At 64.0% G+C, this 18,938-nt stretch carries 25 protein-coding genes; 13 read left to right on the top strand and 12 right to left on the bottom strand.

The window, feature by feature from the left end; all coding sequences use genetic code 11:
- Positions 1–4 precede the first annotated feature (4 nt).
- Positions 5–883 carry a metallophosphoesterase family protein gene (locus tag EWM63_RS04525; RefSeq protein ID WP_130185472.1) on the top strand — a complete coding sequence of 293 codons (879 nt, stop codon included), beginning with the start codon at positions 5–7 and terminating at the stop codon, positions 881–883.
- A gap of 243 nt (positions 884–1,126) precedes the next feature.
- On the opposite strand, the gene cls is transcribed toward EWM63_RS04525, so the two are convergent.
- Both cls and EWM63_RS04515 read right to left on the bottom strand, forming a co-directional pair.
- Positions 1,127–2,530 (bottom strand): cardiolipin synthase, encoded by a 1,404-nt coding sequence (gene cls / locus EWM63_RS04520; RefSeq protein WP_130185471.1) that lies wholly within the window; start codon positions 2,528–2,530, stop codon positions 1,127–1,129.
- Positions 2,527–4,566, bottom strand: a complete 2,040-nt coding sequence (locus EWM63_RS04515) for a site-specific recombinase (RefSeq protein ID WP_130185470.1) — start codon at positions 4,564–4,566, stop codon at positions 2,527–2,529. Before EWM63_RS04515 ends, cls begins: the two co-directional genes overlap by 4 nt.
- A gap of 308 nt (positions 4,567–4,874) precedes the next feature.
- Between EWM63_RS04515 and EWM63_RS04510 the strand changes: the two genes are divergently transcribed.
- Positions 4,875–5,957, top strand: a complete 1,083-nt coding sequence (locus EWM63_RS04510) for a porin (RefSeq protein WP_130185469.1) — start codon at positions 4,875–4,877, stop codon at positions 5,955–5,957.
- Positions 5,958–6,102: 145 nt separating this feature from the next.
- On the opposite strand, the gene EWM63_RS04505 is transcribed toward EWM63_RS04510, so the two are convergent.
- From EWM63_RS04505 to EWM63_RS04485, 5 genes are all read right to left on the bottom strand, one after another.
- Positions 6,103–6,645: a DUF3617 domain-containing protein gene (locus tag EWM63_RS04505; RefSeq protein WP_130185468.1), complete on the bottom strand. Its 543-nt coding sequence runs from the start codon at positions 6,643–6,645 to the stop codon at positions 6,103–6,105.
- A 14-nt stretch (positions 6,646–6,659) separates the two neighbouring features.
- Positions 6,660–7,355, bottom strand: a complete 696-nt coding sequence (locus EWM63_RS04500; protein WP_130185467.1) for a YiaD family glycine zipper/OmpA-like lipoprotein — start codon at positions 7,353–7,355, stop codon at positions 6,660–6,662.
- Between the two features lie 102 nt (positions 7,356–7,457).
- Positions 7,458–7,604, bottom strand: coding sequence for a lmo0937 family membrane protein (locus EWM63_RS04495; protein WP_121670992.1), 147 nt, complete (start codon positions 7,602–7,604; stop codon positions 7,458–7,460).
- A gap of 114 nt (positions 7,605–7,718) precedes the next feature.
- On the bottom strand, positions 7,719–7,937 hold the full coding sequence (locus tag EWM63_RS04490; RefSeq protein ID WP_130185466.1) for a hypothetical protein: 219 nt from the start codon (positions 7,935–7,937) through the stop codon (positions 7,719–7,721).
- Positions 7,938–8,077: 140 nt separating this feature from the next.
- Positions 8,078–8,671 (bottom strand): hypothetical protein, encoded by a 594-nt coding sequence (locus tag EWM63_RS04485; RefSeq protein WP_130185465.1) that lies wholly within the window; start codon positions 8,669–8,671, stop codon positions 8,078–8,080.
- Positions 8,672–8,806: 135 nt separating this feature from the next.
- On the opposite strand from EWM63_RS04485, the gene EWM63_RS04480 reads away from it, so the two are divergent.
- Positions 8,807–9,574 (top strand): Crp/Fnr family transcriptional regulator, encoded by a 768-nt coding sequence (locus EWM63_RS04480; RefSeq protein WP_371861191.1) that lies wholly within the window; start codon positions 8,807–8,809, stop codon positions 9,572–9,574.
- A 249-nt stretch (positions 9,575–9,823) separates the two neighbouring features.
- Here EWM63_RS04480 and EWM63_RS04475 read toward each other — a convergent pair whose 3' ends face one another.
- Both EWM63_RS04475 and EWM63_RS04470 read right to left on the bottom strand, forming a co-directional pair.
- A complete protein-coding gene (locus EWM63_RS04475; protein WP_207221310.1) occupies positions 9,824–10,048 on the bottom strand; it encodes a YMGG-like glycine zipper-containing protein in 225 nt (74 codons plus the stop codon).
- Positions 10,049–10,120: 72 nt separating this feature from the next.
- Complete coding sequence (locus EWM63_RS04470) at positions 10,121–10,432, bottom strand: BON domain-containing protein (RefSeq protein ID WP_165390751.1); 312 nt, start codon at positions 10,430–10,432, stop codon at positions 10,121–10,123.
- A gap of 299 nt (positions 10,433–10,731) precedes the next feature.
- On the opposite strand from EWM63_RS04470, the gene EWM63_RS04465 reads away from it, so the two are divergent.
- The 7 genes from EWM63_RS04465 (at position 10,732) to EWM63_RS04435 (ending at position 15,062) form a co-directional block, all read left to right on the top strand.
- Entirely contained in the window at positions 10,732–11,109 is a 378-nt protein-coding gene (locus EWM63_RS04465; RefSeq protein ID WP_165390750.1) for a DUF4398 domain-containing protein, read from the top strand.
- Positions 11,110–11,121: 12 nt separating this feature from the next.
- Positions 11,122–12,051 (top strand): OmpA family protein, encoded by a 930-nt coding sequence (locus EWM63_RS04460; RefSeq protein ID WP_130185462.1) that lies wholly within the window; start codon positions 11,122–11,124, stop codon positions 12,049–12,051.
- Positions 12,052–12,070: 19 nt separating this feature from the next.
- A complete protein-coding gene (locus EWM63_RS04455; RefSeq protein ID WP_130185461.1) occupies positions 12,071–12,607 on the top strand; it encodes a ferritin-like domain-containing protein in 537 nt (178 codons plus the stop codon).
- A gap of 50 nt (positions 12,608–12,657) precedes the next feature.
- The gene (locus EWM63_RS04450; protein WP_130185460.1) at positions 12,658–12,960 is read left to right on the top strand and encodes an ElaB/YgaM/YqjD family protein; all 303 of its coding nucleotides are present in this window, start codon (positions 12,658–12,660) and stop codon (positions 12,958–12,960) included.
- Positions 12,961–12,982: 22 nt separating this feature from the next.
- Positions 12,983–13,372 carry a phage holin family protein gene (locus EWM63_RS04445; protein ID WP_130185459.1) on the top strand — a complete coding sequence of 130 codons (390 nt, stop codon included), beginning with the start codon at positions 12,983–12,985 and terminating at the stop codon, positions 13,370–13,372.
- A 10-nt stretch (positions 13,373–13,382) separates the two neighbouring features.
- Complete coding sequence (locus EWM63_RS04440) at positions 13,383–13,766, top strand: hypothetical protein (protein ID WP_130185458.1); 384 nt, start codon at positions 13,383–13,385, stop codon at positions 13,764–13,766.
- Positions 13,767–13,862: 96 nt separating this feature from the next.
- Positions 13,863–15,062 carry a patatin-like phospholipase family protein gene (locus EWM63_RS04435; RefSeq protein ID WP_229487726.1) on the top strand — a complete coding sequence of 400 codons (1,200 nt, stop codon included), beginning with the start codon at positions 13,863–13,865 and terminating at the stop codon, positions 15,060–15,062.
- 28 nt (positions 15,063–15,090) lie between these two features.
- Here EWM63_RS04435 and EWM63_RS04430 read toward each other — a convergent pair whose 3' ends face one another.
- From EWM63_RS04430 to EWM63_RS04420, 3 genes are all read right to left on the bottom strand, one after another.
- Positions 15,091–15,456, bottom strand: a complete 366-nt coding sequence (locus EWM63_RS04430) for a hypothetical protein (RefSeq protein ID WP_130185457.1) — start codon at positions 15,454–15,456, stop codon at positions 15,091–15,093.
- 49 nt (positions 15,457–15,505) lie between these two features.
- Positions 15,506–15,658, bottom strand: coding sequence for a DUF3309 domain-containing protein (locus EWM63_RS04425; protein ID WP_130185456.1), 153 nt, complete (start codon positions 15,656–15,658; stop codon positions 15,506–15,508).
- Positions 15,659–15,780: 122 nt separating this feature from the next.
- Positions 15,781–16,224, bottom strand: coding sequence for an outer membrane lipoprotein (locus EWM63_RS04420; protein ID WP_130185455.1), 444 nt, complete (start codon positions 16,222–16,224; stop codon positions 15,781–15,783).
- A gap of 233 nt (positions 16,225–16,457) precedes the next feature.
- Here EWM63_RS04420 and EWM63_RS04415 point away from each other — a divergent pair, with 233 nt between their 5' ends.
- The 3 genes from EWM63_RS04415 (at position 16,458) to EWM63_RS04405 (ending at position 18,828) form a co-directional block, all read left to right on the top strand.
- Positions 16,458–17,051, top strand: coding sequence for a hypothetical protein (locus EWM63_RS04415; protein WP_229487725.1), 594 nt, complete (start codon positions 16,458–16,460; stop codon positions 17,049–17,051).
- A 66-nt stretch (positions 17,052–17,117) separates the two neighbouring features.
- Positions 17,118–17,432, top strand: a complete 315-nt coding sequence (locus EWM63_RS04410) for a BON domain-containing protein (protein WP_130185454.1) — start codon at positions 17,118–17,120, stop codon at positions 17,430–17,432.
- Positions 17,433–17,562: 130 nt separating this feature from the next.
- On the top strand, positions 17,563–18,828 hold the full coding sequence (locus EWM63_RS04405; RefSeq protein WP_371861190.1) for an AI-2E family transporter: 1,266 nt from the start codon (positions 17,563–17,565) through the stop codon (positions 18,826–18,828).
- Positions 18,829–18,938 lie beyond the last annotated feature (110 nt).

The raw sequence follows: 18,938 nt of genomic DNA, 5'->3' as shown, positions 1-18,938 counted from the left end.
AAGCATGCGAACCATCGTGCACCTGTCCGACATCCACTTCGGCCGCGTCGACGAGCGGCTGCTCGCGCCGCTGCGCGCCACGGTCGAAGCGGTACAGCCGCACGTCGTGGTCGTGTCCGGCGACCTCACGCAGCGTGCCCGAAGCGAACAGTTCAAGGCCGCCCGGGCATGGCTCGACACGCTGCCCGGCCCGCAGATCGTGGTACCCGGCAACCATGACATCCCGCTGTACAACGTGGCTGCCCGTTTCCTCGCGCCCTTGACGAAATACCGGCGCTACATCACGGAAAACCTGGCGCCCGAATTCGTGGACGACGAGATCGCCGTGATGGGCCTGAACACGGCGCGCTCGCTGACGATCAAGGATGGCCGCGTCAACCGCGAGCAGGTGCAGCGCCTGCAGGAAAGGATGGCGAAGGTCGACGAGCGCCTGACGCGCATCGTCGTCACGCACCACCCGTTCGACCTGCCGGAGGCATTCGACGAGGACGACCTGGTCGACCGCGCGCCGATGGCGATGGAAGCGTTCTCGAAATGCGGCGTCGACCTGCTGCTGGCCGGGCACCTGCACGCCAGCCATTCCGGCAGCAGCGCGCGGCGCTACAAGATCGCCGGCTACGCGGCGCTGGTGGTGCAGGCCGGCACGGCGACGTCCACGCGGGGGAGGGGAGAAACGAACTCGTTCAATGTGCTGCGCATCGATGGCGACGAGATCCAGGTCGAGCGCTATGGCTGGAACGAGGCGACGGGCTCGTTCGACGTCGCCACGATCGAGGTGTTCCGCCGCGATGGCAACCTGTGGCAACCGCTGGGCACGGCACCGGACATGCCCGAAGCCATTACGAGCGACGAGACCGTGGCCCCGCAGACGGTCAGCGGGTGACGTAGGTCGGACATTTTCAGCCAAACCCGGAGGCAGAGGCCGGGGTCAGACCCAGCGGGTCTGACCCCAGACCCTGGCTTAGGTTATGTGCCTGGTGTCGGACATTTTTTCCGGGCGCTTTATCCGGAAAATGTGTCGGACACCGGTTTTCCCGCGTGCACTGATGCCCCATGGGAAAACCGGTGTCAGACACCATTTTGCAAGCAAAATAGTGTCTGACACCAGCCAAGCGAACGCCGCAGGCTACAGCCAGTAATCCCACACCTTCGAAGCGTACTCCTTCATCCGGTCCAGCAGCGGCCGGGCGCGCCAGGGCGTCAGCAGGACCTGGCGCGAGTTCTTCACGTCGTCGCGGAACGCGGCTTCCATTTCCTTGCCGAACGCATCGCCCAGCACGATCACGTTGACCTCGGCATTGTGCTGGAAGCTGCGGCGGTCGAGATTGGCCGAGCCCACGGTGGACCACACGCCGTCGATGACCATCGTCTTGGCGTGCAGCACGGCCAGCTTCAACTCATAGATCTGCACGCCGGCCGACAGCAGCCGGTCGTAGAACGCGCGACCGGCGTGGAACACCATGCCGCTGTCGGAAACGCTGGGCAGCACGATGCGCACTTCCACGCCCCGCCTGGCGGCATCGATCAGGGCTTGCACCGTCTGTTCATCCGGCACGAAGTAGGCGCACGTGATGTGGATCGATTTTTTTGATTCCCGCATCGCCAGAAGAATCGCCTTGTAGATTTCGTACTGCCCGCCCGGTTCGCTGCCGAGTACGCGCATCAGCTTGTCGCCGGCGATGATCGGGGTGGGGAAGTAGTCGGCCTCGCGCAGGTCGTCCGCATCCTGGCCCGTCCAGTGTTGGATGAACAGCCATTGCATCGCCTGCACGGCCGGGCCCTCGATGCGCACGTGCGTATCGCGCCAGCCCACGTCCTTGGCGTTGCTCGGCCGGCTCTTGGAGCGGAACGGCGAGCTCTTCGAATACGTATCGCTGATGTTGATGCCGCCCGTGAAGCCGATCTTGCCGTCGACAATCAGCATCTTGCGGTGGTCGCGGTTGTTCACTTTCCAGCCGTTGCCACGCACCTTGGCCGGGTTTACGGGGTTATAGGCAACCAGGTGGATGCCGGCTGCGCGCATGCGGTCGAAGAACGCCTGCGGCACCATCAGCGTGCCCACGCTGTCGTAGATGATGTTGACGGTCACGCCAGCCTTCTGCTTGGCGATCAGCAGCTCGGCGAACTTGTCGCCCAGTTCATCCTCGTCGAAGATATAGGTCTCGAAGTTGATGTTGTTCTTTGCCCCTTCGATGGCTTTCATCATCTCGGCCATCGTCACGGGACCGTCGAACAACAGCTTGACCTGGTTGCCGGCGATCAGCGGTACACCCGTCGCGGCTTCCTCGAGGGCAGCCTGGGCCTTCAGGTCGAGCGTGTTCTTCGACCAGCGCTTGGCCAGCAACGCCTTGGCGCGGCTGGCCGGCAGCGCGCCATTGACCGATTTCACGACCGGTGTCTCGGCAGCGGCTTCCTTTGTCTTGTCCGGATCGACAGCCGGCAGCGACGCGCACGCCACCAGGCACCATCCGGCCAGGATCACTGCCACGGGCTTGTGGCCCGTCCAGCATCGTGGATTCCAGCATTTCATGATTTGCTCTCCTTGGACCCGATGAAAAAGTCCACCGGCGATTTACGCAACCGGTTGCCCAATGCCCGAAGCAGCAGGAAACCGTGCTCGAACGGAATGCGGCGCGCGCGCAGCGCCACCCATAGCGCAAGGCCGAAACTGACCAGCAGATTCACGGCCCCGATTGCCAGGAAACCCGTGATGGATGTTACGACCAGTTGCCAGCTGACTTTATAGTCCAACGCGACCATTGCTGTCGCAAAGTTTGCGGAAGAGAACGTTACATGGCGGATATCGATGGGCAGTCCCAGCAGCACCCCCAGTGCGCTGGCCATGCCGAGCATGATGCCGAAGATGAAATTGCCCATCAGGCTGCCCAGGTTGTGCTCCAGGTAGCGGCCGAGGCGCTGCGTGCGCTCGGGCCCCAGCACGGCGTTCAATCCGCGCAGTTGCTCCACCCGCCGGCCCCAGCGCGAGTAGAGGGCCTGGTTGTCGTAATAACCCGAGACCAGGCCAGCCAGGAACAGGCACACGCCGGCGATCGCCGCATAGAACAGCGCGGGCGTGTGAAGCGGGTCGATGTCGCTCAGCAGGTGCATGGCCTTGCCTTCGGACACCAGGTGATGGCCGGTCACCTGCAGCCACCCCCAGGCGATGGCCCAGGCCGTCGGCAGGACGGTGGCGATATTGCCCAGTACTGCGGTGACCTGCGTGCGGAATACCTTGTTGATGAGTTCGGCCAGGCTGTCCAGGTCGACGTGGCGGCCATCGGGGCTTTGCAGGCTGGCTGCGATGTGCGATGCCGTCATGGCCGGCTGCTTCGTCGCCACCGTGAAGTGCAGCAGGTGGATCAGCACGAAGCCCAGCGAGTAGTTCATCGAGAACAGGAACGCTTCCACCAGCGGCGCGGCCCGCAGCGTGCCAAGCAGGATCTTGAACAGCGCCATGAAGCCGACGATGAAGCCGGCCCCGGCCGCCGACAGGAACATGCCCACCAGCTGGCGCCGGTTTTCCGCGATGTAGTGCTCGCCGGTGCGGCTGGCATTCTCCGTCACGTTGCGGGCCAGCAGGTGGATGTTGTCAGCGAGCAGGTCCCTGACCGTGTATTTGTTGTTGTGCGCCTCGATCAGTTCGAGCGTCAGCGCCAGCGTGGCCGCGCGGCGCTGTGCCTGCCGGGTGGCGGGCACCCGCTGCGGCTGCGTGCCGACCGTGCCGTTCACGAGGTTGACCGACGGCGCGGCCCGCAATTCGCCCGATATGTCGACCAGGAACAGCAGCTTGCGCATGCGGTCGATGCTCTGCGTCAGCGTCACCAGCAGGTAGGTCAGCGCGATGGTGGTGCCCTGCACGAGCGCCTTGCGGCGGATGCGGGCGATCACGGCTTCGCACTGGTCGAGCATCACCAGCAGGTGCTTCGGGTCGTCCAGTGCCACGTCTTCGCCCGCCATCACGCGCTTGTAGCCGTCGAGGTAGTGCACGACTTCACGGTTTTGCACGAGGAACGGCGATTCGAACTGTTCCATCTCCGGGTGGAAATTGGTCAGCTTCGGCTCCAGGCCAACGGCCGCCACGCGGTAGGAGAGGGTGCGGATCGCTTCGAGCATGCCAGGCAGCATCACCATGCGGTCGCGGCGATGGAACAGCGTGTCGAACAGGTCGAGCCAGTCGAGCGCCGGCACCGCGCTGATCCATTGCCAGTCGCTCTGCTTGTAGAACACCTGGTCGAGCAGGTCGGCCAGATATTCGTCGCCCAGCGCGGGCGGCAGGATGCGATAGGCGATGCGGCGCTTGAGTTCGGTAAAGAAGCCGTCGTTCGACAGTACGCCCACCTCCGTGTACAGGCTGGCATGGCGGCGCGCCGCCAGCAGGCGCAGCACATAGGCGCGCAACTGGCGTGCATGGTCGGGATTGCCGCGAAGCAACTGGGTCAGCGTGCGCACATTGGCTGCCGCGCGGATCGTGTTGCCACGGCGGCGCGGGCGCAACTGGCCGACGAGGTCGACCAGCGCGGCCACCCCCGTCGTGTGTTCGTCGATGCTGTCGAGGATGGCGAGCATGAAGTACTTCGTAAGGAAAGTCCGCAGTATACCGCTCAGCCATACAGCGTCTGTTCGCTAGCGAACTATAGGTTTTGCCGCCATCGTCGCCATGGATTGATTCCCTGGGTAAATGTTACGTGCTCTGCAGTTTTTTGTTCACATCCGCGCCGATCAGGTATATGGTTGAACGACGGGTTCCGGTTTGTGAGCCTGCGCACAGAAGGGCGGCGCAAGCGGGCGTTATGCTTGCGTCAAGCTTTAGGGATAAGCACGCAAGGTGGCGGGACCGAGCCAATCGGTCGTTGGACTTGACCTAGAGACGAATCATGAATACCAAGTTGATCGCATTGGCCTGCCTGCTCCCAATGGCGGCGCTGGCCCAGGACTCCTCCTCGATCCGCGTGTATGGCGTGGTCGATGCCGGAGCGGTGTCCGAGCACGATTGCCCGAACGGCGATTGCCCCAGCACGAAGATCTCGCCCGGTGTTTCCACCGGTTCGGTGCTTGGCTTCACCGGACAGGAAAACCTTGGCAACGATACCCGCGCCATCTTCACGCTCGAAGCGGGCGTGCGCAACGATACCGGCCAGTCCGACCAGAATGGCCGACTGTTCGGCAGTCAGGCCTACGTGGGCCTGGCCAACCGGTGGGGTGCGCTCACGGTGGGCCGGCAATACGACGTGGGCTATGAAACGCTCGTCGAGGTGGCCGACCCGTTCCGCACCGGTACCGCCGGCACGGCAACGAACCTGATCGGCAACGGCACGAAACGGTCGGACAATTCCATCAAGTACCGTTCCAGCAAGTTCCGCGGCTTCTCCGCCGGCGCGATCTACAGCTTCGGCGAATCGGCGTTCAGCACCTCGCGCAACCGCGCCTACGGCGCCACGATCGGCTACGAAGGCGGCCTGTTCACGCTGCGCGCGGCGCACCAGCGCAAGAACAACTTCCTGCAGGGCGCGGGCGCTACCACGCCCGTCGACCTGTCGTCCCGCAATTCGATCATCGCTGCCAACATGCACGTGTCCAAGGCTGCCACGCTGTACACGGCCTACGCCGTCAACAAGGGCGTCGGCAGCTCGCCGTGGGACCAGGACAATCCCTATGGCGCGCTGGTGCTGGCATCGCCTTCCACGCGCAGCAACGATGCGCTGGCCGGCGTCTCGTATTCGGCTGGCGCAGCCACCTTCATGGTGTCGTACATCCGCAAGGACGACCGCACGCTGGCCAACCAGGATGCCAACCAGGTGGCTGTCGGCATGACGTACGCGATGTCGAAGCGCACCGCGTTCTATGCCGCGTATGCAAAGATCCGCGACGAAAACAACGCGCCGTACAGGGTAGGGAACTTCAGCGAGCAGGGGAAAGGGCGCAGCGCGTTCAACCTGGGGCTGCGGCACGCATTTTGAACCGGTTGTCGGACGGTTTTCGGGCGCCTCATGCGAAAACCGGTGTCCGACACTATTTTCCGGATAAAGCGCCCGGAAAATAGTGTCGGACACCGGTGTGCATAGGCCAACGGTGAAGCGTAGCGGCTCGTTGACGCCGCGAAGGCTACTGCACCGGCAACGTGCTGCCGCAGTCCGCAGTCACCCACCGCCCGGCGCTTTCCACTGTCATCTGCTGGGCTTGCCCCTGCACGGTGCTGTCGACATCCATGCGCATCGAATAGCCGCTGTCGCCTTCGAAGATCACCTGGCCTTTTCCGGACGATGGGGGCTTGTTGCACTTGAACGTGATGTTCAGGCCGCCGGGTACCGGCGTCTGCGTCGTGTCGCACTGGCCGGGCTGGCCGGATGGCAGCCGTGGATTGGCCGCCTGTTCCTTCGTCAGGCAGAAATTGACCTTGACGCCGCCACCCTCGGCCAGCTGCATCGTCACGCCATGCCGGGCCAGCATCTGGTCGATGGCGCGGCGTTGCTCGGCCGGCAGCGTGGCCATCTGCTGCTGGGCCAGTGCCAGCGCCTGCATCGTTTCAGGCGTGGCGGAGGCAACCTTGCTGGTCATTTCCCACAGCCCCGGTTTCAGCGCGGCGCCGTGGGCCGCCTGCGCGCAGGCGGCGGAGATGACCACGGCAAGCAGGCGTGACGTGTGCATGGCGGCCTCGCGGATCAGGAACGGGGTGCGGGCTCGGCCACGTAGATTTCCACGCGGCGGTTGCGGGCACGGCCGCTGTTGTCGTCGTTCGACGCGATCGGCTCGCGCGCACCGCGGCCTTCCACGACCACGCGGGTCGGCGATACGCCGCGCGAAGCCAGGTAGTCGCGCGTGTGCGAAGCGCGCTCCACCGACAGCGGCTGGTTGACCGAATCGGAACCCGTGCTGTCCGTGTGGCCGATGATCGTCACGGTCGTTGCCGGATTTTCCTTCAGCGTGGTGGCGAAGCGGTCCAGGATCGGGCGGAAGTTGTCCTTGATGTCGGCGCGGTTCGTGTCGAACGAGATATCGCTCGGGATCTCCATGCGCAGCCGGTTGTCGGCGGTCTGCGAGACCTGCACGCCGGTGCCCTTGGTCGCTTGTTCCATCGCCTGCTTCTGGCTTTCCATGCGCTTCGACCAGATATTGCCGACCACCGCGCCGGCAGCCGCGCCCAGCACGGCACCGCCGGCGGCACGGCCGCCACCGCCACCACCCGTGGTCGCGCCCAGGATGGCGCCCAGGCCGGCGCCGACGCCGGCACCGGTGGCGGTGCCGCGGTCCGTTGAATCCATATTGGCGCAACCGGTGGCGCCCACGGTCATCGCCGCGGCGACGGTAACAGCCACGGCCTTGCGTGCCACACCGGAAATGTTCAGGGAAATATTCATGGTTTTATCCTCCTTGTATTCGCATTCTAGTGCGTCGAGACTGACGCCTCAAAACAAAACGGCGCTGCAAGCTATGCAGCGCCGCCTCGGTGCCCGTCAACGCTACAGGCCTCGTCCACTGATCAGACGCAGCAGGATCATGATGACGGCAACGACCAGCAGGATGTGGATGAAGCCGCCGATGGTGTAGGAGGTCACCAGGCCAAGCAGCCAAAGAATGATAAGTACTACCGCAATGGTATAGAGCATGATCGTGTCCTCTCGTCTCAAGTTTATGTATTCGGGCTCGCGCCGTCATGGATTACATTATGCGATTGACCATCGCGGTCTTCTGTACGGTGCCGTACGAAGTTTGTCATTTTTTCATTTACGCCCGGGCCGCGGCACCCATCCCAGCAAGCCAAGCAGGCCCGTGATGCCGATCAGGCCGATCAGCAGCCCGCCCGTCAGCATGACCAGTACCGTCAGTTGCGGCCCGGCCGTGCCGGCCGCTGCCGGTTCCCCGGAACCGAGTTCGATGTGCGCGATCCGCGCCAGCAGCAAGCCCGCGGCGATCAGCCAGCCCCACAGCAATCTGTTCATGTCGTTCTCCCCGTGCGCCCCGGTGGCGCTTGTATTCATTGTCGGGGTCGCTCATCGGCAGATTCTGTTCGCTGGCAGACAGAGCCAAAGAAAAGCCCCGCACGGCGGCGGGGCTGTAACGAAACAACAACGGCTGCGGATCAGCGCGAGAGCAGCTTGTCGCCCTCGATCTTGACCTGGTCGCCGGGGCGCCAGATGACCTGGTTGGTCTGCACGGTGCGCAGCTGGCCGTCGTGCATGCGCACGACGATGTCGTAGCGCTTCGAATCCTTCTTGTTGCTTTCGATCTTGTTGTCCACCGCGGCGCCTGGCGTCGTGCCGTCCTTGTTGTCGTTGGCAAACCTGGACTGGCCGTTGACGGTTTCCACGACACCGCAGTTCGCGCAGACGGGCTTGCCCGGTTCCTGGCCGGGGGGCGCCTTCGCGTCATTGGAGCCGCCGGTGCTGCCGGCAGCGGCAGTGCCGGACGTGACCGGCTGGTTGCCCACGGTGCCGGCATCGGCCGTGTACTGGCTCGATTGCGTGGCGCCCGTTGGCGCGGCATCCGTTGCCTTGACCAGTTGTTCGGTGGGCGGCGTCACCATATCGCTTGGCCGGCCGGCCTGCGACGTGGAAGGCAGCCAGCCCATCAAGGCAGCAAGGCCGACGCCGGCAAAGAGGATCAGCACGATGGCCACGATGATGGCGAACGCAGGCTTGTTCTGCTTGGTGGGAGGAGTGCTGGGGTGATTCATGTCGAGTCCTTTTTTGTGTGTGACGGCCAAAGCTGGCACGGTGAATCGATTGTCCCGCCGTGCCGGAGGGTATTCCGTGCGTCACCGTACATACACCTCTGTAATGAATCGTTAACCTCTTTACCAGATGTGCACATGCCAACCCATCAGACCAATATGAACCTGTATTTCGACACCGCGCACAGCAATCCCGCGCCGCCGCCGCAGGTGAGCAATCGCCTGATGGCGAGCTTGCCGGAAGAAGACTTCGCCCAGATCGAGGCCTTGTGCGAGACGGTCGAAGCCGACGTGGGCGAGGTGCTGTATGAACCCGGCCAGCCGATCACGTATATCTACTTTCCCATCGACGCGCTCGTGTCGCTGCTGGCCGTGGCGGAAGGCAGGATGACGCTCGAGGTGGGATCCGTCGGCCGCGAAGGCATGATCGGCGCCTCGGCCGCGCTGGGCCACCGGCAGGCGCAGGTGCGCGCCGTGGTGCAGCGCGCCGGTACCGTGCAGCGCATGCGCGCCGAAGCCTTCCGCACCGAATTCGCCCGCATGGAGTCGTTGCAGCACCTGCTGCACCGCTATACCGATACGTTGCTGTCGCAGGCCATCCAGATCGCCGTGTGCAGCCGCTTCCACGTGCTGGAAGCGCGGCTCGCGCGCTCGCTGCTGATCACGCGCGACCGGCTCCAGTCCGAGAAATTCCACCTCACGCATGAATTCCTCGCGCATGCCCTCGGGGTGCGGCGCGTCGGCGTCACGAAGGCCGCCAGCGCGCTGCAGAACCAGAAGCTGATCACGTACAGCCGCGGCAATATCGAGATCCTCGATTCGGCCGGGCTGGAAGCCGTCTCCTGCCGGTGCTACGAGCTGGTGAAGGAAAACGGCGCGATCGGCATGGGCACGGTGTTCGTCTAGCGGGTCGCCTGCCGCGGCTTGGAACTCCAGATCCCGCGTCGTGACCAGGCGCCGGCACGTCGCCGAGGATCACCTGCATGACCGCGTTCACCGTCACCGGATCGTTGTCGAAGCCGCCGTGCGTATTGCTCTGCGAACCCGGTCCGGACGGCCCCACGCTGCCCGCCACAATGACCACTTTACGCGAACAGCGCCCATAAAAAAACGGAGCACATGGCTCCGTTCCTGTTGGCCAAAACGATGACGGGATCAGCGGGTAGGCTTGCTGACCTGGTTGCCGATCACGCCACCCACGGCGGCACCACCCACGGTGCCCAGCGCGGAACCGCCGGACAGGGCGGAGCCCGCCACTGCGCCGACGCCGGCGCCGATCGCGGTGTTACGGTCCTGTGCGGACATATTGGCGCAGGCCGACAGGCCCAGTACCGAAGCCACGATGGTGGCGCGCATGGCGATTTGCTTGATGTTCATGATGCACTCCTTCATAAGTTGTCCAGCGGGTTGCCGGAGCGGCCCGCCACTTCGCAGCGGTGGCCTGGACTGCCTTTACTTGACCTTCAGGTCGTTCCTGACGACTTTCACGCCCGTGATGCTGCGTGCTGCGGCCACCGCCTTTTCCGCCTCGTCGGCGCTGGCGGCAAAGCCCGACAGGCGAACTTCGCCGTCATAGGCCTCGACCATGATGTCCGCCGGGTTCAGGCCGGGCTGGCTTGCCAGGCTGGACCGCACATTCGTGGTCAACGTGCTGTCGCTCATTTCCACACTGGCCGGGGGCGACACATCGACCGATGCGCAGGCCACCAGCATTGCCAGCACCATGCCGGACAGGACAGTCGTCGGGGAAGTCAGGTTGTTCATGGCTCGCTCCTCGTTTGAAAGGCGCGGCGTGTTTCCGCACCGATGGGGCCAGCTTAAGAAAACCGTATAAACCGAACTGTTCGCGAACGCACGCAGTAACGATTTGTTACGTTGTTGCATGAGTGTTTAACCTTGTCACTTCCGCAACGTTGTCTGTTTATTGTTGTCACATGCGCCCAATTGCTTCGGTGATAAGGACTTATGTGCGGCAGCGTACCGAGAAGATGTTGTCCGTTCGGCTATAAAGTCACTATGTTCCGTGCATTCACACGGATACTCTCAACCAGAGGAGAAAAAGAATGAGCCCTCGTTACACCGCCCCGATGTTGCTTGCCGCCGCAGCGCTGCTGTCGGCATGCGCCAGCCAGAAAACCCCCGCCACTGCGGAAGTCGCCGTTTCGCGCGCCGCCGTGGAAAACGCCGCACAGGCTGGCGCTGCCGACCTGGCCCCGGCGGAACTGCTGGCTGCCCGTGAAAAGATGCAGCAAGCCAGCCGCGCCCTGGCCGACAAGGACTACAAGCTGGCGCGCGACCTCGCGCAGCAGGCTGAAGCCGATGCAAAGCTGGCCCAGAGCAAGGCAACCTCCGCCAAGGCGACCAGCGCAGCCACCGCGGTACAGGATAACGTGCGCGTGCTGCGCGAAGAGCTCGACCGCGCCAACAGCGCCAACCAGTAAAGGAGGAGCAACATGCGTAATAGCTCAACCCATAGCGCCATCTACAGCCCACTGAAAAGCAAGCTGACGCCCATCGTGCTGTCGCTGGCGATCGCACTGTCCGCGTGCAGCTCCGCGCCGCTGACCACGAGCACGCTGGACCAGGCCCGCAGCGATTACTCGGCGGCACAGAGCAATAGCGCCGTGTCGCAGTATGCGGTGCGCGAATTCAATGAAGCGACCGCGGCGCTGAACGCGGCCAACAACGCGGCCAGCGAACGCGAGAAAATCGAGAAGGTCGACCAGCTGGCCTATGTCGCCAAGCAGAAGATCGCCACCGCCCAGGAAGTGGCGCGTGCCCGCAAGGCGGAAGTGGACCTGAAGCAGGCGGCGCAGCAGCGCGACCAGGTGCGCCTGGAAGCCCGTACCGTCGAAGCCGAGGCTGCCAAGCGCTCCGCCGAGAAGGCGCAGGCCGAGGCCGAAGCGGCCCGTGCCCGCGCCGAGCAGGCCAACGCCGCCACGCAGAATGCGCAGCAGCAGAACCAGGCGCTGGCTGCGCAACTGGCCGAACTGCAGGCCAAGCAGACCGAGCGCGGCACCATCATCACGCTGGGCGACGTGCTGTTCAACGTCGACCAGGCCGTGCTCACGTCGGGCGGACAAGCCACCGTGCAGAAGCTGGCCACCGTGCTGCGCGAGAACATGGATCGCACCGTGCTGATCGAAGGTTTCACCGACAGCACCGGTTCCACGGCCCACAACCTGGAACTGTCGCAGCGCCGCGCCGAAGCGGTGCGCAGCGCGCTGTCGCAGGCGGGCATCGACCGCTCGCGCGTCGAAGTGCGGGGCTACGGCGAAGCCTATCCGGTCGCCGGCAATGAATCGGCTGGCGACCGCCAGTTGAACCGCCGCGTCGAGATCGTGCTGTCCGAACCGGGCAAGCCGATCCAGGCGCGTCGCTGATTACACAGGAAGGAACACCATGTCCGAAACGACCCCCACCCAGGCCAGCGGTATCGATACCGCGGCCATCCGCGCCGCCGCACAGAACCTGTCGGACGGCCCGGTCACGGCAGGCTACAAGGGCGACCGAGAAGCCGTGCTGAAGATGCTGAACGACGCGCTCGCAACCGAGCTCGTCTGCATCAACCGCTACAAGCGGCATTACTACACCGTCAGCGGCAAGAACAACGCGGCCGTCAAGGCCGAGTTCCTCGAGCACGCCGGTGAAGAAGAAAAGCATGCCGACTGGCTGGCCGAGCGCATCGTGCAACTGAACGGCGCCCCCGACTACAACCCGGCCACGCTGCACGAACGCAGCCATGCCGAATACGATGAATCGCTGGAAGTGCAATCGATGGTGCGCGCCAACCTGATTGCCGAGCGCGTGGCGATCGAAGCCTACCGGCAGATGATCGAACAGATCGGCGACACCGATCCCGTGACGAAGCAGTTGCTCGTCAAGATCATGGCCGAGGAAGAAGAGCACGCGGACGATATGCGCGATTTGCTCGAATGAGCATGCCGTTGTAAAGTTGATACTCAACACTGTGAAAAGGAGCTTTAATCATGCTGGAAAATAACATCAGTACCGTCAACAACGACGTGAAAACCCTGGTCAAAGACGCACAAGCCCTGTTCACTGCCGCCACCGCACTGACTGGCGAAAAGGCGGAAGAACTGCGCGGCCGCGGTATGCGCGCGCTGGATTCGGCACTGGCCAAAGCCCAGGATGCACAAGTCAAGGCAGTTGAAACCGGCAAGCAGGTCGCCGCAACCACGGATGTGTACGTCAAGGAAAATCCTTGGCGTTCGATCGCCGTCGCGGCCGGCATCGGCCTGCTGGCCGGCGTGATCCTGGGTCGCAAATAAACGCGCGGCTCTGGGAGACGTCATGGAGCACTCCGAGCATACCGAGCCACGTGCGCCCGGCCTGATAGGCTCGGTTTCCGGGCTCGTCAAGACCACGCTGCGCCTCGTCCTGTCCCGGCTGGAACTCGCGCTGGCGGAACTGTCGGACGTTCGCGATCATCTCGTCAAGCTGGCGGTGCTGTTCGCACTGTCGATCCTGGCGGCGCTGTTCGCGATCGGTTTCGGCACCGCGACGCTGGTGGTCCTGCTGTGGGACGCGCTGGGCTGGAAGATCCTGCTGATCCTTGCGGTCGTCTTTGCCGTGGTTGCCTACCTGCTGGTGCAGGCGGTCATGGGCAGGATACGCAGCGGATCGCTGGCCCTGCCGGCCACGATGGCGGAACTGAAGGCCGACCGCGACATGCTGTTGTGAAAGGAAAGCGATGAGCGACAAGGAACAACGCAAGGCCGCGCTCGACGCCACGAAGGCGCGGCTGATCAAGGAAGGTGAGATGTACCGCATCGGCGTGCTGGCAGGCAAGCACAACGTGGCGCAAGCGCTGCATCCCGAAGTGCTGCTGCACGGGGCGGTCGACCTGGCCGTCGGCACGGTGCAAACGCGGCTGGCCGGCGTCATCGGCGGCACCGCCGCTGCCGCCGGTGCCGGCGGGCTGCTGGCCAACTACAAGACGATCATGCCGATCGCCATGTCGGTGGGCTCCTTTATCTCGCGCAAGCGCATGGTGAAACCAGCCATCGGTGTCGGTGCCGTGCTGGCCGCGATCGGTGCGTATATCTACAAGCGCAAGCAGAGCGGCGCGCTGTAAGGCACGCATGCTTTCCCGAAACGCCGCGGACTTCCGCGGCGTTTCTTTTTGGGCGCTACAATGCCCACCGATGCTTTCAACTCCCGGAGGTAAGGCATGAGCGATGCGGATCCCCATCCACTGAACCCGAACGGCATGCGCGTGGTGCTCGTGCTGCAAGGTGGCGGGGCACTCGGTGCCTACCAGGCCGGCGTGTACCAGGCGCTGCACGAGCACGGGCTGGCGCCGGACTGGGTGGTCGGCACATCGATCGGTGCGATCAACGCCGCGCTGCTGGCGGGGAATCACCACGAACACCGGCTGCAGCGGATCAGGCAGTTCTGGGACCGCATGTCACAGCGCGATCCCTACGACCCGATGTGGATGAGCGAGGCGCAGCGCCGCCAGAACATCCGGCTGTCGACGATGCAGGCGATGGTGGCGGGCGTGCGCGGCTTCTTCCGGCCGCGACCATTCAGCCCGTTCAGCCTGGGGCTGCAGGTGCCGGCCGAGCAGGCCAGCTTCTACGACACGGCGGAACTGGGCGCCACGCTCGAGGAACTCGTTGATTTCGACGTGCTGAACAGCCCGGAAGGCATGCGCCTGACCGTGAATGCGCTGCGCGTGTCGACGGGCAGCCTGGTCAGTTTCGACAGCCTGGACACGGGCCGCATCACGGCCGACCACATCCGCGCCAGCGGTGCCTTGCCGCCCGGTTTCGCGGCCGTGCGCATCGACGGGGAGCTGTACTGGGATGGCGGCCTGTACTCGAACACGCCGCTGCAAACCGTGCTCGACGATACGCACCGCCCGGTCGACACGCTGTGCTTCATGGTCGACCTGTGGAGTGCGCAAGGTCCGGAACCCGATACGCTCGAGGAAGTGCAGACCCGCTTGAAGGATGTGACGTTTGCTTCCCGCTCGCAGCGCCACCTCGAGGATTACGTGAAGACGCGCCGCCTGCAGCAAAAGCTGCGCGAGCTGTATGCAACGATGCCGCCGCAACAGCGCAGTGCGCAGCACGGACGTGACCTTGCTGAACTCGGCTGCGATACGACCCTGCACGTGGTCCGCATTCCGTATGCGGGTCACGACTGGCACATGCCGCTGAAGGACATCAATTTTTCACGGGGCTCCGTGGAGTGGCGCTGGAACCAGGGCTATGCCGATGCCCAGCGTGCGATCGGTGCGGCCGGCTGGCTCGCGTTCGTCTCCGAAGACACGCCGCTCGTCGTGCACGAGCTGCCGCCGCTGCCGGACTCGCCGGCCACCGGCACGCGCCAGCTTCCCCTTGGCGACAAGGCGCCGGCACGCTGAAGGTGCCGCGCCCGCGCCCGGTGCACGGCTACTCCGACGGCCCGGCCGTGTCGTACACGCCGCCCATCGTGTTGGATTGCGCCACGAGTTCTTTCACGTTGGCCATGTCGCGCCGGTAGGTTTCACGCGCCTCCCGCACGCAGGCCTGGCGCTCGCCGCCGGCCTGCTTGCAATCGTTGAGCGCTTCGTTCAGTGCCGCGGCGATTTCCTTGCGCTTCGTGGCGACCTGGGCCTGCATGGTCCCATCGCCTTTCATCCAGCGCGCCGGTTCGCCGCGCGCGAGTTCTCTTTGCTGATGCTGCGCCACGGCAGCCGGTGTGCTCTGCGCCCATGCGGCGCCGCACAGTCCGGCAAGACCGGTGGCCAGCGCGGCACCCACGATGATTCGTTTCATGACGACCTCCATCGATGCAGCGGGGCGCTTGCCGCGCCCCGCGTTTGCGTTACAACCTGCCTGTCAACAGCATGATCAGCAGGACCACGACGATCAGGCCGGCGATGCCGCTCGGGGCATAGCCCCAGTTCCTGCTGTGTGGCCAGGTCGGCAGTGCGCCGATCAGGACGAGTACGAGGATGATCAAGAGAATGGTGCCCATGCTTGCTCCTTATGTGTCTGTGTAGTTATGTCTTATGTATGTCGGATGATCCGGGCTTGTCGCGCGCGCCGGGTCGGGCGCGCGCTCCGCCATCGTGACCTCCACGATGGCGCTCATCGGCATCAGTAGCGATAGACCCGGCCGTCCACCAGGCGCACGCGGCTGCCAGCGCGCAGGTCGTAGGCGCTGTCCTGGTTCACGGTGCGGTAGTCGCCGTTATCCAGGCGGATACTGATCTGGTACATGTCGTGCGGGGCGTTGCGGTTCGATTCGATCTGGTTGCCGACGACCGCACCACCGATGGCGCCCGCAGCCGTGGCCGCGGTGCGACCACCGCCCGATCCGATCTGGTTGCCGACCAGTGCGCCGACCAGGCCGCCCGCGACCGCCCCTGCACCACTGGTGGCGGGATCCACACGTACGACCTGGATATTCTCGATCGTGCCGTAGGTGGAAGCGTCGGCCTGCGTCGAGTAATTGGTGCTGGTCGGAGCATTGCTGGCGCAGCCAGCGGCCAGCAGGGAGACCGCGACCATCGCCGCGCTCAAGGCGTGAGTAGGTTTCATGTTCGTCCTCCTTGATGATGTGGCGCCAGATTAGTCCTGTCGCGCCGTGGAGGTCTGTGCGATGCCGCACCCTGTCCTGCCGAGCAGGGGCCGATCATCGTGTCGCAGGTGGATGGTGTACCACTCGGCGAACGATTGTTGTAAAACTTGCACCTTCTGTACGCCAGCGTACAGAAGGATGGGCGTGATAAAGAGACACTGTCATCCATGGAAACAAGCATGGAGCCCTTAGCATGGACTGGGCTGTAAAGCGGAGTGTCAGTCGGACGATGGCGCAGGCGATGAAGCTGATGGCGCTTGCGGGCCAGGCCGCCGCACTGCTCCTGTGTGCCGGCGCCGCCAGCGCGGCAACGCCGGAAGCGAAAGCACTGTTCGAGCAGGCCAAGGCCGCCGCAGCGGCGCAATACAAGGCAGCCCGCGACCAGTGTAACGCCAGCGAGGGCAACCCGAAGGATGTCTGTATCGCCGAGGCGAAGGCTGCGCGGGTTCGTGCCGAAGCCGATGCCACGGCCCATTACCGCAACACGCTGCGGGCCTACACGAAGGCGCGCATCGATATCGCCAATGCCGATTTCGCGCTGGACCGCACGCGTTGCGCCGCGCTGGCCGGCAACGAGCGCGACGTGTGCGTGGAAAGAGCCAAGGCCAGCCGCACCGCGGCGCTGGCCGATGCGCGGGCGGACAAGAAAGTAATCGAGGCGCGCAGCGATGCGCGCGAGGACAAAAGAATCGCCGAGTACAAGGTCGCCGCGGAAAAATGCGACGCCCTGGCCGGCACGGCCAAAGACCAGTGTGTCGCGGCTGCGAAATCCCAGTTCGGCTATTGAAGTCGGTCGCTACTGGATACAAGCTCGTTCCCGGGCATTTTTACAACACCAAGAAGGAGTCACATCATGAAAATCGCTCAGAAAATCGCAACCGCAGTATTCACCGCCGCCACCGTATTCACCGTGGTTGGCTGCGCCGGTTCGGCCACGAAGGAAGGCACTGGCGAATACGTCGACGACGCCGTGATCACCACCAAGGTGAAGTCGTCCATCTTCAACGAGCCGACCCTGAAGACCACCGAGATCAACGTGGAAACCTTCAAGGGCACCGTGCAGCTGTCCGGCTTCGTGGCCCAGCCTGGCGACATCACCAAAGCCGGCGAGATCGCCCGCGGCGTCAAGGGCGTGAAGTCGGTGAAGAACGACATCCGCGTCAAGTAATCGGAACGCGGCCGGACCGTCCAGCACAAGTGGGTTACTTGGCATGGGCGTGGTAGAAACGCGATTTGCGTGCCAGGCCAGGCGTGAATTCCCCGGGATAGCTGGCTATCCCGGGGAATTTCAACGCTGAATGGCGCCGAATACACGCTTTCAATCCACGATCAGTTGCCAGGCGGCCGACCAGGGCGGCTCCGGCCGCGATGCATGGATGGACCGTCCGCATATCATTCCCGACGAGCCGCCTCCGGAAGGGGGCGACGATGCGTCGAAGCTGCAATTGCCACTGCATGTGCATGCGAAAGGTCTCGCACTGGGTGTCATTGCCACTGTCGCCTTCCTGTATGCGCTGCAGTGGGGCAGGAATTTCCTCGTTCCCCTGTTATTGGGCATCTTCATTGCCTATACACTCAATCCCCTCGTCAACTGGCTCGAACGGCTGCGCATCAAGCGCATCATCGGTGCCACGCTTGTAACGGGCGCCATCTTTGGCGGCTCCGTCGTCGTCATCGACAAGGTGCATGGCGAATTCCAGAACATCGTCGAGGAACTGCCGACGATCACCCACAAGCTTTCCCGGCTGCTCGCCTCCACCACCGGTTCCAGCACCAGCACCATTTCACGCATCCAGGCCGTCGCCAACGAGATCGAGCAGGCCACCGCCGGCAGCAGTGCGCGCCGTGCGGCGAAGCGCCAGCAGGAGGCGACAAGCCCGCCGCCTGCCAGCACCGCCAGCGCCGCCACCGGCGGCATCCGGGTGATGGACTGGGTGTGGGTCAGCGCGCGTGGCCTGATGGGGTTCCTCTCGCAGGCCACGATGGTGATCTTCCTCGTGTTCTTCCTGCTGCTGTCGGGCGATACGTTCAAGCGCAAGCTCGTCAAGCTGACCGGCCCGTCGCTGTCGAAAAAGAAGATCACCGTGCACATCCTGGAAGACATCAACACGTCGATCCAGGCCTACATGTTCATGCTGCTGGTGACCAACGTGCTGCTGGCGCTGCTGATGTGGATCGCGCTGCGCGCCATCGGGCTGGAAAATGCGGGGGCGTGGGCCATCGTGGCCGGCCTGCTGCACATCATGCCGTATTTCGGCCCGCTGCTGATCACCAGCGCGACCGGGCTCGTCGCCTTTCTCCAGTTCGAATCGCTGCAGATGGTGCTGCTCGTCACCGGCGCCTCGCTCGGCATCGCCACGCTGGTCGGCACCTTCGTCACCACGTGGATGACGGGCCGCATCGCCCGCATGAACGCGGCCGCCGTGTTCGTCAGCCTGCTGTTCTGGGGCTGGTTGTGGGGTGTGTGGGGCCTGCTGCTCGGCGTGCCGGTGATCGTGATCGTCAAGGTCGTGGCCGAGCGCGTGGAAGGCATGGAGATCGTTGCCGAGCTGCTGGGGGAGTAGGGCGCCTGGCAAACAGCCGCTGAAGTAAAACCGGTGTCTGTCACCGGTTCTCCTCGAACATTCGTTCCAAAGAACCGGTGTCTGTCACCGTTTTTCCCAGAACATTCGTT

The organism is Pseudoduganella lutea (assembly GCF_004209755.1).
GTDB lineage: Bacteria > Pseudomonadota > Gammaproteobacteria > Burkholderiales > Burkholderiaceae_D > Rugamonas > Rugamonas lutea.
Note: the sequence above shows the minus strand (reverse complement) of the source record. Positions and strands in the feature narration are given on the sequence as shown.